This is a genomic window from Anaerosacchariphilus polymeriproducens, from assembly GCF_003363435.1.
In the GTDB taxonomy this organism is placed as follows: Bacteria; Bacillota; Clostridia; order Lachnospirales; family Lachnospiraceae; genus Anaerosacchariphilus; species Anaerosacchariphilus polymeriproducens.
Genome location: NZ_QRCT01000010.1, coordinates 23,918 through 39,972 on the forward strand (window position 1 = coordinate 23,918; position 16,055 = coordinate 39,972).

The window sequence follows — 16,055 nt, forward strand, 5'->3', positions numbered from 1 at the left end:
TTAATCATCTCCTATTTCTTGTATTGGAGCCTTTTCTCCCAAAAAGCTTCCATGATAACTCATTACCTTCACTTCTGGCTAATGTGTCAACAACAAGAATTAGTGCAAATGTCAGAATAAGTGAACCTGCTCCAGATAAAATCATTCCTGTAGTTATCGGCATATTTTCAGGTACAGTACTCGGTACTGCTTTTGCAAATAAGATGCAATAATCTGCATTAAAACGTTTCGCTGATATTTCTTTGTATGATTCACACAAAGCATTTGCAATCAATGCAGGATATTCTTTATTATCCTCATATGAAGCTGTTACTGTAACAATACTAGAGCCTGTAAAAGTATTAGTTTTTACATTTCCAAAATTATATTTTTCTATATTTGGAACTTTTCCTTTCAACTTTTCAATAGCAGCTTTCTGGTATTCGTTACTAGATATATAACGTACCGTTGCGTTTACTAAATTTGTAACAAAATTAACATCTGTTACCGCACCATTTCCATTTTGTGCATAACTTTCTTTTTTTGCCCATTCAATATAAGGGGAATTAACATCCTCATTAATCAAAATACTTGCTGTAGACTTGTATTCTTGATGTCCAAATGCTAAATTATAAACTCCATAACTCATAGCAACAATTGCTGCTACTCCAGCACTAATATATAGTGTTCTAATAAATAATCGAATGTAATACATCATAATTTTTTTCTCCTTTCATTTGTAAAACCATTCTAACAATCTATAATAAACGAATAAATTGTTATGTCAACCCACAATGAAGAAATCCATTGTTAAAAACCTCATATTAAACATTTTTTAACTTAATATATTAATTTTTTTACCTCCTTTTTGCTTTTTCTCTTACTTGACATTAGATTTTCTTTATATTATTGTAACTATAATAATTACAATTTTATATTGAGAGGACATACTTATGAAAAAACAATTCAAATTTAAAAAAATCATTTTTTTGCTTATAGCAATGCCCCTAATCAGCATTTCTCTATTTCTTATCATTGGTATATTCGAAAATCAATTAGGTATTACCACATACGAATATAAAAGCAATAAAATTCCTGAAAATTTTAATAATTATTCCATCGTTCAGATATCTGATTTACATTCCAGCTATTTCGGTAAAGAACAAGATGAATTGATTGATGCTGTATCAAAATCAAAACCTGATTTAATTCTTCTTACAGGTGATATGATTGATCGCAAAAATACGGATTATAACAGTGTTTCTATCCTTTTTGAAAAGTTAGTCCAACTAGCTCCTGTTTATGCTATTAGTGGTAACCATGAACTAGAATCTGATACTATTTATAATAAAATGAATACACTATATCTTACTTATGGTATCACTCTGTTAGATAATAAAAGCACCCAAATTTCAAGAGGGAATTCTAAAATCCAAATTGCTGGATTAAAACATTGGGGATCAATGAGTTATAAATGCACTTCTTACTATGTTGAAAAAAACACACCTCATTTAGAAAATAATACATTTGGTATTTTATTAAACCATAGAAGTGATATGCTTTCATATTTTTCAAAATCTAATTATTCCCTTGTATTAAGCGGCCACACTCATGGAGGTATTATCCGATTACCCTATTTTGGAGGTTTAATCAACAACGATGCAACATTATTACCAAAATATGACAGTGGTATTTTTACTGAAAATCAAACCACTTTAATCGTTAATCGTGGACTCGGAAATTCAAATTTTATACCTCGAGTATATAATCCACCGGAAATTATACACATTTTATTAAAAGTCAAATAATTATGTACCAATCAAGATAGCTTTTAGTTTTCCTGTCATAATTGCTGAATTTGTTGTTGCGACTGCATAGATAAATGACCAAAATAAAAAGCTATAATGATATGGCTTATATTATTTATATAATAAAACTACCTTTAACTCTTTATTTGGATTTAAAAGAAAATCACACCCACTTATCTCTTATCAATTTAATATGGACTTGCATCCCCTCAAAGATACAAGTCCAATGTTAATCTTCTACAATCACAGATTATACCACCATAAATTTAATATGTAAAGACATAAAGTGGTAATTTTTACTTAAAAAATCCAATATTGCTTATAATTTGACATAAAATGTCGTTCCTTTAATTGTTACTTTCAACTCTAATGATTTAATATTCTCAAATTTCTTTGTTTCTGCCTCTGAGATTAATACAGCTCCTTTTGTTTCTCCTGTGCCTATTGACTGCTTATATGTCCCAAGATCTGATAATAAAATAGACGGTTGAACCTTAATTGTATAATCTTTATTAATAATAACATGAAATTCAGGATTTAAAGATAAAATATCACATAATTTTTCCTCAGAAGTGATATTTTTTAAATTAAAATGCATAATTAACAGACTTTTTTTTCCGGATGAGCTTTTTGCCAATGCATTTTCTTCTGCATAGGTTCTATTTAACTCATAATTTACATAATCAATTTGAATGTCCTGCATTCCTAATGCTTTTGATAGTGATATTTTTTCTTCTTCAGTTTTAACACCTTCTTTATTATCTTGTATATTCTCTTTTACTTCAGTCTTGTCTTCTTGTGTATTCTTATTACTTTCTGAATTCTCAGGAACATTTACTAATGTATCGTCATAATTTTTATCATGTTTCAAAACTACCTGAGCTGCATATGTAGAAATAATATCACTTTGTTTTTCCGTTAAATTGTATGTTGACGCGCAACCTGTTAAAAACATATTCATTATAATTAGTACTACTCCGAATTTTTTCATATAGATTCTCCTTGTACTTTTTATACTCTTATATTATTATTTTATCATGTACTCATTATCTGGTCAATGTAGCTATTTTTAAGATTCTACTTCAAATTTATATCCCATTCCCCATATAGTTTTTATATATTCTCCTTTATTACCCAGCTTGTTCCTTAATTTTTTAACATGAGTATCTATCGTTCTGGCATCCCCAAAATAATCATAATTCCAAACATTATTCAAAATTTTTTCTCTTGATAACGCAATCCCAGTATTTTCTATAAAATAACCTAATAATTCAAATTCCTTATAGCTAAGCTCCACACGTTCACCATCTACCATTACAATATGAGCAACTTTATCAATTTCAATTCCTCCTATTTCCGTCACTTCTTCCGTTTGTATAGCGTTACTTCTTCTTAAAAGAGCTTCCACTCGTGCAACAAGTATTTTAGGACTAAATGGCTTTGAAATATATTCATCAACTCCCAGCTCAAATCCTAAAAGTTCATCCCTTTCGTCTCCCTTGGCTGTCAACATAATTATCGGCACTTTGGAATATTCCCTAATTTCCTTACAAACTTGAAACCCATCCATTTTAGCCATCATAATATCTAAAATAATAAGTGCTATATCTTTAATTTCAAAAAATATATCAAGAGCTTCTACACCATCCGCTGCCTCTATGACATCATAGTTATTCTTCACTAAAAAATCTTTAACAAGTTTACGCATTCGGCTTTCGTCATCTACTACAAGTACTCTTAATTTTTCCATATCTATCATAACCTCCTTCACTTAATACCTAATTCTTTTTCTCTCAATTCAATAGCCTTTTCCCGTTGTTCCAGTTCTTGAACCCATTCTTCATATTTATCTACTAAACGGTTTTCATAATTTATTATATTTACATTTCCACTTGTATTAATAATAAAAAACATTGCAACTAAAGCAAAAACTAATATAACATTTAGCGTAACTGAATAAAAATAACGTTTTTTATAATTTATTTCATATATTTTATTTAATTTTAATTTCTTCTTTCCTATTTTTTCTGATAAGGTTTCTTCTATAATCACTTCTTGACGAATAGGAATAGGAGGAATTTCACTTGTACGAATATAAGGTTCAGCTTCAAGATACTCTTGCATTTCTTTTAAAAAACTAATACCAACAGGGGTTTGAAAAAGTTCTTGTTCAATTACTTTACGATATAACTCTAATACTGTATCCGGATTATTTAAATCTACTTTACTTTTAACATAATGAATTCCCTCAACTTCTTTTTTTGCAAGTCTTGCTTCCCTTTCTGTTTTAAAAATAAATCCATTTATTTCATATTCTTGTTTTTTCATAATAACTACCGCATCCTTTGCATCCTTATACTATTTTAACAAATACTTCTTAATTTATCCATATCTATAGTTATTCAAATTAATTTATTAGCACGATTTTTTTCATACTATTTAATTAATAATTTAAAATATTAACATATTTTCTGACAGTTTACCATACTATGTATTGCACTTTTTTTAAAATATTATATAATCATTTTATTTCAATTTACATTTATCCTAGGTTATACTATACTGTACATTAACTAATATTACAAAAAGGAGAAATTTTCCATGATCATTAAGATAAATTATCCGTATTACAATTCTGAACATTCGTCTCAGATAATTACAGGTTTTATTCTAAATAAAGACAAATATGATTATACTCTTCGTTATCAATATAAGCCAGAACTTCTCAATGAGTTTCATAATAACAAAAATATTTTGGAAATACTACTAGGCGATAAACGTATTATTATTGATACCGACGATGGCTACAACATTGCTTCATTGGAAGACTTTGATAACTGTCTTGATAACTTAGATTATTATTTTAAAAGAAGTTTTCGTAGTTCTTACCACACCGATTTAAGAAATCAAAGTAAAATATATCCTCTAGGATTAAATTATTACGTCACTTGCAAAGATAATCCGTTGAATAAACCCGGATGGGGGCGGCTGCCCCTGAAAGACTCCTTAAAAAAATTAGTACGCTATATCCCGAAAACAAATGTTTCTTATTCTAATTTTTACAAAAACCGCTTTGAGCTATTAGCTAAAAATCCTCCTGACAAAGAACAAATTTTATTTATAACAAGACTTTGGGATAATCATGATATTGAAAATACAATGCGAATCAACTGCGTTCAGGCACTTCGCTCCACCTTTAAAGATACTCCTATGATATGTGGTTTTATTAATTCTCCATTAGCCCAAAAATTATGCCCTGAACTTATATTAGACCAGAACATTACTAAAAAGAACAATTATTTAAATTTGGTACAGTCTTCTACAATTTGCGTGACTACAACAGGGTTATACGATTCTATTGGATGGAAGTTTGCTGAATATGTTGCAGCAGGAAAAGCAATTGTTTCAGAACCCCTTTTATATGAACTTCCTGGTAAATTTAATGAAAACGAGAATTATTTAAGCTTTCATGATAGTAAGACATGTGTAAAAGCTATTGAACAACTCCTTAATTATCCTTCATTAAGAAAAAAAATGTCAGATTTAAATATTACCTATTACAATAACCACCTGGCTCCTGAAATACTTATTGAAAGTGTATTACAGCTTTTTATTAAATCTTAAACTTTGGGCAACTTGAAGTTTTTACATAAAAACTGTTACAATCAAACTTTAGATACGATTGTAACAGTTTTTTATAAAAATATCTTATACTTTATGTAGTTTTTATTTCAGGTAAATGCATCAAATTTCCCATTTCATATAAAAAGTCTACAGGTTCAAAAGGTACTACACCACTTCCTGGTGCAAATGTTATTTCTCCAAAATAGATTTTATCATTTACTACATAAAAATCTACACGTGCCAAAATAAATGGTTCTGATAAAATATGTGCATATTCCAGCATCTGTTCTAATTTCTTAGGGCGTTCTACCCCTGGTTCATATTTATCATGTTCACAATAAATATCTCTTAGATTCCAATCTGTATCATAAAAATTTCTTTTATGTCCAATATATCGATCAATATCTACCTGAATAACATGCGGTTTTCCATGAAAACAAAAAATTTTATAATCTTTTAAATCTTTATATTTCTTGTCTTCTAGATATTGTTCACATACTATTTTTCTTTGAATTTGACTATACCATTTTTCACCTTGTACATTATAATAATCCATTTTCATCCACTTTTTTAATTTCTTTTTTGCCAAACTCCAATCAAGTTGTTTTTTGTCTGAACAAATAATATTCCAGCCGCACCCATGGTTTGCTTTTAAAACAAATTTATCCGGCAATTTATCTAAATTGATTTCATCTACACAGTCATAAACTTCATATAAATCGTTTAAAATTTCTTCTAAACCACATTTTTTCACATAATTTCTCACTTTGTATTTATCAGTACATTCTACATACAACGGATTATTATCATATACTTTTATCCAATTAATCTTTTCTGAAAACGATCTTACATTACTTAAATCTAATTTTCCTAAATCTTTTTTCATGCATTTGTTAAAATCATATTTTAAAGTAGCAATTGGAGCTATCTTTCTCTCTAGTTTTCTACGAAAATACCTAAAGTCATTTCTTAATTCACTTATATTAATACACCCCATAACATATTCCATCCTTTTCTTCAATAAGTAATTTTTCTTCTTAATTTAATTTATTATTTTCTCCTTTTTTATATTCATATTAGACATACCTCTACTATTCTATCTACTTTTCCACATTTTGTCAAAAATAATTAATGGTTTATCCATATAAATTTGAAATATAAAAATCATTACAAATCTCTTTCAAACAATTCATAATGTTTCAACAATTCTTCGTTCGAATTATCTCTTTCCATTGCAAGATTTTGACTTAATAATTCTCTATAATCTGGATTTTTTATAAGTTTTTCTATACCTGCTGCGATTGCTTGTGGGTTTTTCTCTACGATTTCTGCAGTTTTTTCATGTTCAAGTTGATCATATACGGAATTAAAATTTGTTACACATATTGCTTTTCGTAATATTTTAGCTTCATCAATTGCTACTGATTTCCCTTCAAATAGAGATGTCTGCACATAAATATCCGCTTGTTTTATAAATGGATATGGATTACTTCTTTCTCCAATTAAAATAAAGCAATCTTCTATGTTAAACTGACGGATAAGAGTTAATAGTTCATTCTTCAGTCCTCCAATCCCTATAACATTCCATCGTATTTTATGTCCCTTTTGTTTTAGAATACTACATGCTTCGATTGCCATTTCATATCCCTTAACTTTTTCTAATCTGCCAATAGATAATAATCTAATTCCATCAAATTTGTCTGTATCCCCTTCTCCTACGTTTGCTTTCTCATTAATTAATTTTGAAGACATCAAATTCAGTAACGTAAATGTTTTATCTTTAAACTCAGGAAGACACTTACAAATACTATTGGTACACTTATCTGATACACTAATAATATAATTTAACCTTTGAAAAAAATATCGATCAAAATTAATATTTTTAGAAATCTTTTCATATTCACTATGAATCCAGCCAAATTTAACTTTAGCTTTAACAATTCCTGCAACATAGCGTATTGGTAGTCCCTGCATATAACCTACAGCAACATCATACTCTTTTTTGAGAGACGGTATTTTACTCCAACATAATTCCCATTCTTGTCTGTCAATATTTTTTCCTTTTTTCCAACAATAAAAATAATAAACTTTTTTTAAAGCACTAATAGGCTTTCCATTCTTTAAAGCCCATTTTATATACTTTTTATTGGAGTCTATTTTTTCAAACTCAGGAATAATTGGTAGTAAATTTGCTTTAGGATTCAATTGATCTAAATATAGACCTTCCTGTTTAAATAACAAAACATCAACTTGGTATCGTTCGTAATCTATCATATCAAGCAGATTTATTAATGCTTTTTCAGCACCACCGCTTCCTAAATAATAAATTACAAATAGAATCTTAATCTTTTCTTTCATAATATCCCCTTTTGCATTTAGTATTTTACAAATTTTACACTTATCGCTATATTATAACAAAAAAATCATTAATTGTTAAGCTTAAAAAAGAGAGCCTCATCTGAAACTCTCTTTTACTATTAAATCTTACTTTTGTTTGTTAGTGCATTAATGATTACTAATAAAATCACAGATCCAATCACGGATACAAAAAGGCTCCAAAGATTAAATCCAGTTATTCCAATACCTCCAACCAGATTTAATAAAAAACCTCCAATAAATGCTCCTACAATTCCAACAAGTATATTTTTACCTGCCCCCATATTTTTATTATTTCCAGTGATTATACTAGCAAGCCAACCAGCTAATGCTCCAATAATAATCCAACTTATAATTCCCATAATAAACACCTCTATAAGTTTAATATAATACGCTTTATATTATATGCAGATGTTAGGAATAAATTCGTTCTATATATTAGTACTATTTGTTATATCAAATTCAGGTTATTAGTTCAAACTAACAAATAACATAATTATATAAGAAATAGAGTTGAAACACTATCCGCAATCGGTTAATATAAATATAATTTCAATTACAGATTAAAGGAGACCTAAATGTTAAAGATTTATGTGATAGAACGAAACAGACTACTTGATACGAATGAGTATGTATTTTTATATAATTTTATATCGGAAGAAAAAAAGAAGCGAATTATGAAGTATAGAAATTATGCTGATATGGAAAGATCTCTATTAGCTGATCTTCTTGTTAGATATGCTGTTAATCAAAAAATAGATATTCCGAATTCACACTTACATTTTTATCAAAATGATTATGGAAAACCATTTTTAATGTTTCCAAATATACATTTTAATGCTTCCCATTCAGGTAATTGGATCGCATGTGCAGTTTCTGATTATGAAGTTGGTATTGATGTAGAGAAAATTTCTCATGTTGATGAAGACATTGCAGAACATTTTTTTACAGAGATAGAGAACCAATATCTAAAAAATCAACCAGATCTACTCCGAAAAGAATCTTTCTATAAATTATGGACTTTAAAAGAAAGTTACATAAAATTCAAAGGAAAAGGGTTAAGTATTCCATTAGATTCTTTTTCAATCCAAATAGATAAAGAAAACATTTCTGTGTTTGAAGGTAATACAAAACAAAACTGTCGCTTTTTCTTAAAACCACTACCTAATGCTATTCTCTCAATTTGCTTTTTAGATAAACAAATTGAGAAGCCTCATTTTTTTACTATTGATGACTTCTCAAATCATTTTTTTAATTCTATCTATTAAAACTATTTAAAAATTACCTTTTGCTATGTATTAATTTTTGTTTAAGATATAAAAAGATTATGATTACTACAATTATCATAAGCACTAATCCCATTATTATAGGAATTTTTGATGATTTTGTATCTTGAATAGCAAAGTATTTTTTTGTTATCTGTTTTGCATATCCACTATCTCCTGCATTTTCTGGTGGCAAATTAGAAACCCATTTTTTCACTTTAATAAAATTGTATATTGTATTGGTCTGTAAATCTTCCTTCAAATTACGCGCATTAGAACTTGAATCTGTATCTGGTTTTATTAAATCCAGTGTCATAATGCTATACTTTTGATTTGATTCTAACAAGCCAAATGGCATTCTCATATTAGGTGTTCCACCTAGAAGATAGAGATGTTTCTTATCTTCTTTATTAAAAGACTCTCCTAATACCTTTTCTATCTCACTTATATAATCCTTCTTTGTTTTATCATAAGAGGAAGCCGCTATCATCCATTGTCCAACTTTTGCTTCTGCTTCCTGTATTTCTTCCTCTGTATAAGTACCATTATTTAATAATTCTTGCTTTACCTCATTTTCTATTGGGGGTTTTCGACTTACTGTACAAATTACATATTCATCTTCTGCAACTTTAACCGGTATTTCCCAAATATATACAGCCTGTTTAATTGTATTACTTACAATATCTTGTGTTATTGTATTATTTTCAAAAATATTAGTATCTACATATATTTTTACAGCATGAGAATAATCTACTGTAAAATCTATATTCTCTGCTTCATCAGCGAAAAAACCCCTTGCATTTTTCATTATTTCGTCTTCCATTTTTTTTATTTCATGAAAATCCGAACTATCATTTAAAGTTTCTATTGAATAAGCATATACGGGCTTTGACATGAATGCCGTTATAAAAAAGGTTATTACTGTTAAGCCGATTATACTGCATAATTTTTTCTTCACTATTTGTCCCTTCTTTCAATGAATTGGTATTTAGTAAGTTACAGAACCTGTATATCTTCCAGTACCTGTAGCAATCGTCATTCCCTGAGTCATACCACTATAAGAATAATATTGACTTGCTGTTTGGTCCCATGGATCAGTTATCCAAATATTATTATCAGAGATTCTATAGCCACCACATACAATAGCATGTCCACCACCAGAATTCCATTTCATTCTAACTATAAAAGGATGCCTGTTATCTATTGTATTCAATATGTCATTAAAAGATAGCGCAGAATTTATTGCTGTTGCATTTTTCGTGTTTCGTGAAGAAATATTGATACCTCTTGCTTCTTCTTCCCCTGATCCTCCTTCATTTACAACCTCTCCTTTTACCTCTAATACTACTTTAGTTTGATTCACTGTCTGTTTCTCTGCCGGTAGGTCATATCTGCCTACCATCACTGCAGATGCTGCCCAACACCAATTATCTTTTTCCTGCCGTTGACGCTCAACTCCTAAAATCGTAGAATTAAGAGAGCCTGAAGTTGAAAAAGTATATGTACTGCCATTTTGGAATAAATCTGTCAATCGCATTGCTCCGTTACTTTCTAAATAATACCATTCATTTTTCACTTTAACCCAGCCAGTTTTCATCCATCCTTCCGCATTAAAATAATACCATTTACCATCAATATATTCCCAGCCATTTGTGGTATAAGTGCCATCATTATGTTTGTACCACCATCTCCCATCGGATGCTTGTATCCATTTCCCAGGTATTGATTTAAGATTATCTATTGCGGGGTTTTTTAATCCATTACATTCATTACATATTACTTTTGAGTTTTCTGAATTGCTATCGATTATAACATTCCTGTTTTCTTGATAATCTGTTTTATTAATTTCAGCAGCATTAGCTGTTAAAGGTGTAATAAGAGAACACACCAACATAGATAAAACTATTTTTATTAATATATCTTTCTTCATTTTGCACCTCTTCATCCTTATAATCTGTTAACAAAGTTATCTGCTTTTCTTTATAGTTCACCTACTTTCTTATCTTACATAGAATTAAAAGTTTACAGTTAATATTATATTAAGTATAGGGTTACATAATTGTATGTGCAATACATGAATACTTAATATTTTATGAATTCAGATATTTTTTGCAAACCACCCTTAATATCAGTGCCAATTCAAAAATGCAGACCGAAAAGACAAAAAGAAAGTTGATTAATAATAAACATTTAGTTATTACTAATCAACTTTTTATTACTCAAAGCACAATAAGATTTTTAAAATTATTTATAAAATAAATTTTATTTTTCCCTTTACATAATTAACATTTTAATGTATACTAATAATGCACATAGTCATTATATGACTATACATACTTTACACAGTCCCGAGTTGAAAAACTCGGGGCTTCCCTTATTTTTTTATAGCTTATATGTAAATTAATATAGTTAATTATCTTCTAATTTTTCTAATAATAAATTAAATTTCTCTAGAGACTGACTATACTCTTTAACACTTTTCATATCTAAATTTTTATTTACATCGCTTTCTTTAACTTTAACGTATTCAGTGTTTAACTCTTTATTCTTTTCATAATCCCATCTAACTTCATTACAATTATCAACTAAAGCTAATAAACATGATGATATGTCCAACATTTTAATTTTATCCGGTTCAGAATCGAAATGTAAAATTAAAATATATGGTCTTTTATCCGTTATTAACTCAATTGTATATTTATCATTAATTTTATAGTAATTCATCAATAACTCTACCAATTTGCTATCAGCACTATTATCACCAATATGTGGATTCTTGGCTTCATAAATTTCTTTTATCGTTTCCGGAATGTTTGTATCATTTTTTTCTTTCTCCTTAGAACATCCTGTCAAAATAAATGCTATTGATACAAAAACTAATACTTTACTTATTTTTCGCATTTCATCCTCCTTCGTTTATATTTTTTTATTGTAACATAATAATTGTAAAATTCAAAATATTTAGTTGAACTTAAAATACTACCATATATTTTAATATGGTAGTAAGTATTTTTTACATATTCTTTTAATATATATGAATATAATCAATCTCTATAAATCCATCATGTTTTAAAACAGGAATCATACGAATATCCCCTGTTCCAAGAGGAACATTGTCTATGCTTTTAACAACTTTATCATTTACAATTACGTCCATCTTTTTGCCTATAACTTTTACAGCTAGTTTAAAAAAGTTATTAGAATCATTAAAATCTCTAATCTCATCCGTTAAATATTGTCCATTTGCTGTTTCTATTAAAAGACCTTTATTACCATTAGAAAATGTTGCCTCCGTTAATTTAATCGTATTACCTCTTAAATACATATATATATCTGTATTGAACAGTTTCATTCTTGTTGCAAATTCAAAATCAGAATAAGAACCATTCATATTTACATTACTATAATAATAAATATTGGGTTTTCCGTTACTAACTGTGCCTCTTGCTACACCATTTTGTATATCCCACTTATAACCACCCAAATAAAGGTTTTCTACTAGTGAATTATCATTAAATTCCTCTTCAAAACCAGAAACTGATTCTATCTTCCATTTTAACTCTGTTCCACTTCCATAATTCCTATTCAGAAATTTAATATATTTTGTCTGTTTATTATCATGCAACACATTTGTATATCCAAGCACCGTTTGATCCATACTCTTAGCTATTAAATATGTTCCATCTTTTTGCTTTTCTAATTTAAATTTTAAAGAACCTGTAGAATTCCCGTAGATATAATCATATCCATTAGATAGTACACCAGCATTATTAATAAATTTCTTATTTCCTTCATTCACTATGTAGTAAGAACCATCAGATTGGGATTCCAACCTCCATTTTTGAGATTCTTTAGACACATATTTAGATTTTAAACAATAAATATTAGGATAAATTCCATTTACAGGATAAAAATATGGCTCAAAATCATTTGAATCTAGACAAAGACCTGTATTTTCATTTATTATTTTATATTGCTTATTAGAAGAAAATTCATTGTTACCTTCTGATGCAAAAACTGACATACTTGAAAATAAAAGTGTTGATACTAATAGTATAAAAAAAATTTTAAATCTTTTCACTATAAATTCCTCCATTATTAATTTTTTTATGTACTTACCCATATCTTGTCTCTTTCCCCTTATATGTCTCCTCCTTCTATTTTATTAATTTAATATAATTTTCCATAAAATATAATAAAACAGTATCTCAGTTTTTACAACTTCTTATTATCGACATTAGAATTGTACGATATTAAATATTTTCCTTCTGATTCGTCATAAAGTATAATTTTTTTTCTAGTTTAGATTTTTATATATAGAAGTAAGACTGTAGAAGCACTAACAATATTCGTTAGTTTAACAACAGCCCCTATGCGTTCAGCTAATTTGTGTCATGAACACTTTATACAAATATTTCTTTTCGTATTTAATTTATATAATCCTTCGATAATAAATGACTGAGAAAATATTCTCTATTATTTATAAACATCTCCATCACTTGATAACTTTCTGTATCTACATACTGACACGGATGTATTTTTCCATTATCGAAAGATAATAGGATTGCATCAGGTATTCCCAATAATATTGGCGAATGACTCGCAACAATAAATTGAGCTCCTTTCTTTGCTAATCGATCCATTTCAATCAATAAAGTTAATTGTCTTTGAGGTGATAATGCAGCTTCAGGTTCATCTAAAATATAAAAGCCCTGCTCATTAAAATTCCCTTGAATTAATGCTAAAAAACTTTCTCCATGAGATTGTTGATGCAAAGATTTACCACCATATCTTTCATAAAATGCCTCAATTGAATCACCACCACGATAATCTTCTGCTTTACTTGCTACATTATAAAAACTTTCAGCTCTTAAAAAATAACTACTTTTAGGTCTTTTCACACCTCTTACCAGCGAAATAGCATCATGCAACCCAGAATGTGAGTCATATGTTGAAAAATTGTAATTTTTATTTCCACCTTCTGGGTTAAATCCATAAGCTACTGCTATGCCTTCCAATAAAGTAGATTTTCCAGTTCCATTTTCACCAACAAAAAATGTAATATTGCTATCAAATGAAACTGTATCAACACTATTCAAAGACGAAATTTCTCGTAAATAATTACCACACTCAATTTTTTCCCAATCTATATTAATCTGTTTCAAAAATCTGTCATTCATCCCATATCCCCTCATACATATATCGTAAAATATTGTTTTTTAAAAAAATTGTTTAAATAAGCTATATGCTAACTTCACTCCATATAATAATATAATAGTACCACATATTAAATTTATAATTCTTAATATCTTTTTATTAAATCTATTTTTATTAAAAGAAACAATTGTTGAAAGTGATAAAAACCATGCAGTAGATGCAAGAGCTGTTCCAAATATAAAAAAGTTTGAGATATTATTAACTAATGTTGCCCGTATTCCTCCTAGTAGCAGAGTCCCATCAATTATAGCTTGTGGATTAAACCATGTTACAATTAAACATTGTATTATTATTTTTGAAATAGATTCATTTATTTGGGTTTCATTTAAGTCATCAGGAACAGATTTAATTAGTGATATCCCTATATATATAACAGAAATAGAACCTAAAGCAAGTATAATATTTTTTAAAAGTATAGATTTTTCCAGGAAAAAGCCAACTCCAAAAAAACATGCTAATGCTAATGTAATATCAAAAAAAATAGTAATTAGAGCTGTTTTTAAAGTAATGCTTCTACTTTTATGAATAGCTGTATCAATAACATATGCATTTTGCATTCCTATTGGTGCAACATATGCTATACCAAATAAAAAACCTTGTAAAAAATATGTAAGTTTCAATTTTACACCACCTATATTAAAAATTTATTTTTATATTCATTTAAAAATGAGATGCTATTTAATCCTAATTCTTCATAAAGTTTAAAATAATATTCTCTATAATCAGTATTTATAGAGAAACATTTCTGGCAATGTGCTAAAGTTAATAGCCATAACGCATAACGATTTATTTTGATCTTTTTACATCTCGAAGTTGAATCAATCAAAAAATGCCTGAACCCTTGTATTACAGTGGTTTCAAGCACTTCTACACTTTGATATTTTCCTCTAACTCAAATGGAGCTGAGGGGAATCGAACCCCTGTCCGAAAATCCATTCATTACAGCATCTCCCATTACAGTCATTATTTTATCATTCCCTCTACTTAACGCCTAATGACAGGCTTTAAGTTTCAGTAGCTTCATCAGTTCTTTTATTTCCTCAAAGCTTTGAAAATAAAGTGCCTCGCAAGTTCGAAGCCGGACTCTTAAGCAGCGAGTGACTTAAGGCCGACTGCTGCCACTAGGCAGCGTACGCTAAATTATCTTCTGCGTTTATATTTATTTTCCCATTTACTGACGCGGTCTGGGCCCGCGAATGGCTTCCGTAATTGCAAAATCCCCGTCGAAACCAGTACAACCCCTAATATTATATATCAGTGGTACACTCGTGAAGATAATTATAAGAGACGGACAAAGAAAAGTCAAGATAATTTTTTAAAGATTTTTAATTTTGAAATCTCTTTCCGCCTCTCTCTTTTGGTCCTTCTTTGCAATATCCTGTCGTTTGTCGTAAAGTTTCTTACCTTTTGCCAGAGCAATTTCTATTTTAACAAGACTTCCTTTAAAATACACTTGTAAAGGTACAATCGTATATCCCTGCGTAGCAAGTTTTCCTGCAATTTTATTGATTTCAAATCGATGCAAAAGTAATTTTTTTGGTCTTAATGGATCTTTATTGAAAATATTTCCTTTTTCGTAAGGACTGATGTGAAGACCGTAAATAATCATTTCATTATTCTCAATTCTTACATAAGACTCTTTAATGCTGCACTTACCCATTCTTAGCGATTTCACTTCTGTGCCATGAAGAGAAACTCCTGCTTCAAAGGTATCCTCAATAAAATAATCATGTCTGGCCTTTTTATTATTCGCAACTAATTTAATACTATCCTTCGCCATATTCCC

At 28.7% G+C, this 16,055-nt stretch carries 17 protein-coding genes and 1 other RNA gene; 3 read left to right on the forward strand and 15 right to left on the reverse strand.

Annotated features, from left to right (window positions below):
• Window positions 1-4 precede the first annotated feature (4 nt).
• A complete protein-coding gene (locus tag DWV06_RS02110; RefSeq protein ID WP_115480539.1) occupies window positions 5-697 on the reverse strand; it encodes a GumC domain-containing protein in 693 nt (230 codons plus the stop codon).
• A 235-nt stretch (window positions 698-932) separates the two neighbouring features.
• On the opposite strand from DWV06_RS02110, the gene DWV06_RS02115 reads away from it, so the two are divergent.
• A complete protein-coding gene (locus DWV06_RS02115; RefSeq protein ID WP_115480540.1) occupies window positions 933-1,787 on the forward strand; it encodes a metallophosphoesterase in 855 nt (284 codons plus the stop codon).
• A 319-nt stretch (window positions 1,788-2,106) separates the two neighbouring features.
• On the opposite strand, the gene DWV06_RS02120 is transcribed toward DWV06_RS02115, so the two are convergent.
• From DWV06_RS02120 to DWV06_RS02130, 3 genes are all read right to left on the reverse strand, one after another.
• A complete protein-coding gene (locus DWV06_RS02120) occupies window positions 2,107-2,778 on the reverse strand; it encodes a hypothetical protein (protein WP_115480541.1) in 672 nt (223 codons plus the stop codon).
• Between the two features lie 78 nt (window positions 2,779-2,856).
• Complete coding sequence (locus DWV06_RS02125; RefSeq protein ID WP_115480542.1) at window positions 2,857-3,537, reverse strand: response regulator transcription factor; 681 nt, start codon at window positions 3,535-3,537, stop codon at window positions 2,857-2,859.
• Window positions 3,538-3,554: 17 nt separating this feature from the next.
• A complete protein-coding gene (locus DWV06_RS02130; RefSeq protein WP_115480543.1) occupies window positions 3,555-4,115 on the reverse strand; it encodes a hypothetical protein in 561 nt (186 codons plus the stop codon).
• A gap of 273 nt (window positions 4,116-4,388) precedes the next feature.
• Between DWV06_RS02130 and DWV06_RS02135 the strand changes: the two genes are divergently transcribed.
• Window positions 4,389-5,411, forward strand: a complete 1,023-nt coding sequence (locus DWV06_RS02135; RefSeq protein WP_115480544.1) for a glycosyltransferase — start codon at window positions 4,389-4,391, stop codon at window positions 5,409-5,411.
• Between the two features lie 91 nt (window positions 5,412-5,502).
• On the opposite strand, the gene DWV06_RS02140 is transcribed toward DWV06_RS02135, so the two are convergent.
• From DWV06_RS02140 to DWV06_RS02150, 3 genes are all read right to left on the reverse strand, one after another.
• Entirely contained in the window at window positions 5,503-6,408 is a 906-nt protein-coding gene (locus tag DWV06_RS02140) for an ATP-grasp fold amidoligase family protein (RefSeq protein ID WP_162300550.1), read from the reverse strand.
• Window positions 6,409-6,578: 170 nt separating this feature from the next.
• Entirely contained in the window at window positions 6,579-7,769 is a 1,191-nt protein-coding gene (locus tag DWV06_RS02145; RefSeq protein WP_115480546.1) for a glycosyltransferase, read from the reverse strand.
• A 119-nt stretch (window positions 7,770-7,888) separates the two neighbouring features.
• Window positions 7,889-8,149: a GlsB/YeaQ/YmgE family stress response membrane protein gene (locus tag DWV06_RS02150; RefSeq protein ID WP_115480547.1), complete on the reverse strand. Its 261-nt coding sequence runs from the start codon at window positions 8,147-8,149 to the stop codon at window positions 7,889-7,891.
• A gap of 216 nt (window positions 8,150-8,365) precedes the next feature.
• On the opposite strand from DWV06_RS02150, the gene DWV06_RS02155 reads away from it, so the two are divergent.
• A complete protein-coding gene (locus DWV06_RS02155; protein ID WP_115480548.1) occupies window positions 8,366-9,055 on the forward strand; it encodes a 4'-phosphopantetheinyl transferase family protein in 690 nt (229 codons plus the stop codon).
• A 13-nt stretch (window positions 9,056-9,068) separates the two neighbouring features.
• On the opposite strand, the gene DWV06_RS02160 is transcribed toward DWV06_RS02155, so the two are convergent.
• The 8 genes from DWV06_RS02160 to smpB all read right to left on the reverse strand — a co-directional run bounded on the left by DWV06_RS02160 (window position 9,069) and on the right by smpB (window position 16,049).
• On the reverse strand, window positions 9,069-10,010 hold the full coding sequence (locus DWV06_RS02160; protein WP_115480549.1) for a hypothetical protein: 942 nt from the start codon (window positions 10,008-10,010) through the stop codon (window positions 9,069-9,071).
• 30 nt (window positions 10,011-10,040) lie between these two features.
• Complete coding sequence (locus DWV06_RS02165; RefSeq protein WP_115480550.1) at window positions 10,041-10,982, reverse strand: papain-like cysteine protease family protein; 942 nt, start codon at window positions 10,980-10,982, stop codon at window positions 10,041-10,043.
• Window positions 10,983-11,461: 479 nt separating this feature from the next.
• Entirely contained in the window at window positions 11,462-11,953 is a 492-nt protein-coding gene (locus tag DWV06_RS02170; RefSeq protein ID WP_115480551.1) for a DUF4825 domain-containing protein, read from the reverse strand.
• Window positions 11,954-12,077: 124 nt separating this feature from the next.
• Window positions 12,078-13,133 carry an RICIN domain-containing protein gene (locus tag DWV06_RS02175; protein ID WP_162300551.1) on the reverse strand — a complete coding sequence of 352 codons (1,056 nt, stop codon included), beginning with the start codon at window positions 13,131-13,133 and terminating at the stop codon, window positions 12,078-12,080.
• A gap of 346 nt (window positions 13,134-13,479) precedes the next feature.
• Entirely contained in the window at window positions 13,480-14,232 is a 753-nt protein-coding gene (locus DWV06_RS02180) for an AAA family ATPase (protein WP_115480553.1), read from the reverse strand.
• Window positions 14,233-14,271: 39 nt separating this feature from the next.
• The gene (locus DWV06_RS02185; protein ID WP_115480554.1) at window positions 14,272-14,889 is read right to left on the reverse strand and encodes a LysE/ArgO family amino acid transporter; all 618 of its coding nucleotides are present in this window, start codon (window positions 14,887-14,889) and stop codon (window positions 14,272-14,274) included.
• A gap of 274 nt (window positions 14,890-15,163) precedes the next feature.
• Window positions 15,164-15,511: a transfer-messenger RNA gene (gene ssrA / locus DWV06_RS02190) on the reverse strand.
• Window positions 15,512-15,584: 73 nt separating this feature from the next.
• Window positions 15,585-16,049: an SsrA-binding protein SmpB gene (gene smpB / locus DWV06_RS02195; protein WP_115480555.1), complete on the reverse strand. Its 465-nt coding sequence runs from the start codon at window positions 16,047-16,049 to the stop codon at window positions 15,585-15,587.
• Window positions 16,050-16,055: the final 6 nt, after the last annotated feature.

Coding starts and splice junctions, on each gene's coding strand:
- DWV06_RS02170 (WP_115480551.1), bottom strand. CDS start 11,953: ATGCGAAAAATAAGTAAAGTATTAGTTTTTGTATCAATAGCATTTATT.
- DWV06_RS02155 (WP_115480548.1), top strand. CDS start 8,366: ATGTTAAAGATTTATGTGATAGAACGAAACAGACTACTTGATACGAAT.
- DWV06_RS02145 (WP_115480546.1), bottom strand. CDS start 7,769: ATGAAAGAAAAGATTAAGATTCTATTTGTAATTTATTATTTAGGAAGC.
- DWV06_RS02110 (WP_115480539.1), bottom strand. CDS start 697: ATGATGTATTACATTCGATTATTTATTAGAACACTATATATTAGTGCT.
- DWV06_RS02130 (WP_115480543.1), bottom strand. CDS start 4,115: ATGAAAAAACAAGAATATGAAATAAATGGATTTATTTTTAAAACAGAA.
- DWV06_RS02150 (WP_115480547.1), bottom strand. CDS start 8,149: ATGGGAATTATAAGTTGGATTATTATTGGAGCATTAGCTGGTTGGCTT.
- DWV06_RS02180 (WP_115480553.1), bottom strand. CDS start 14,232: ATGAATGACAGATTTTTGAAACAGATTAATATAGATTGGGAAAAAATT.
- DWV06_RS02125 (WP_115480542.1), bottom strand. CDS start 3,537: ATGGAAAAATTAAGAGTACTTGTAGTAGATGACGAAAGCCGAATGCGT.
- DWV06_RS02140 (WP_162300550.1), bottom strand. CDS start 6,408: ATGGGGTGTATTAATATAAGTGAATTAAGAAATGACTTTAGGTATTTT.
- DWV06_RS02135 (WP_115480544.1), top strand. CDS start 4,389: ATGATCATTAAGATAAATTATCCGTATTACAATTCTGAACATTCGTCT.
- DWV06_RS02115 (WP_115480540.1), top strand. CDS start 933: ATGAAAAAACAATTCAAATTTAAAAAAATCATTTTTTTGCTTATAGCA.
- DWV06_RS02165 (WP_115480550.1), bottom strand. CDS start 10,982: ATGAAGAAAGATATATTAATAAAAATAGTTTTATCTATGTTGGTGTGT.
- DWV06_RS02120 (WP_115480541.1), bottom strand. CDS start 2,778: ATGAAAAAATTCGGAGTAGTACTAATTATAATGAATATGTTTTTAACA.
- smpB (WP_115480555.1), bottom strand. CDS start 16,049: ATGGCGAAGGATAGTATTAAATTAGTTGCGAATAATAAAAAGGCCAGA.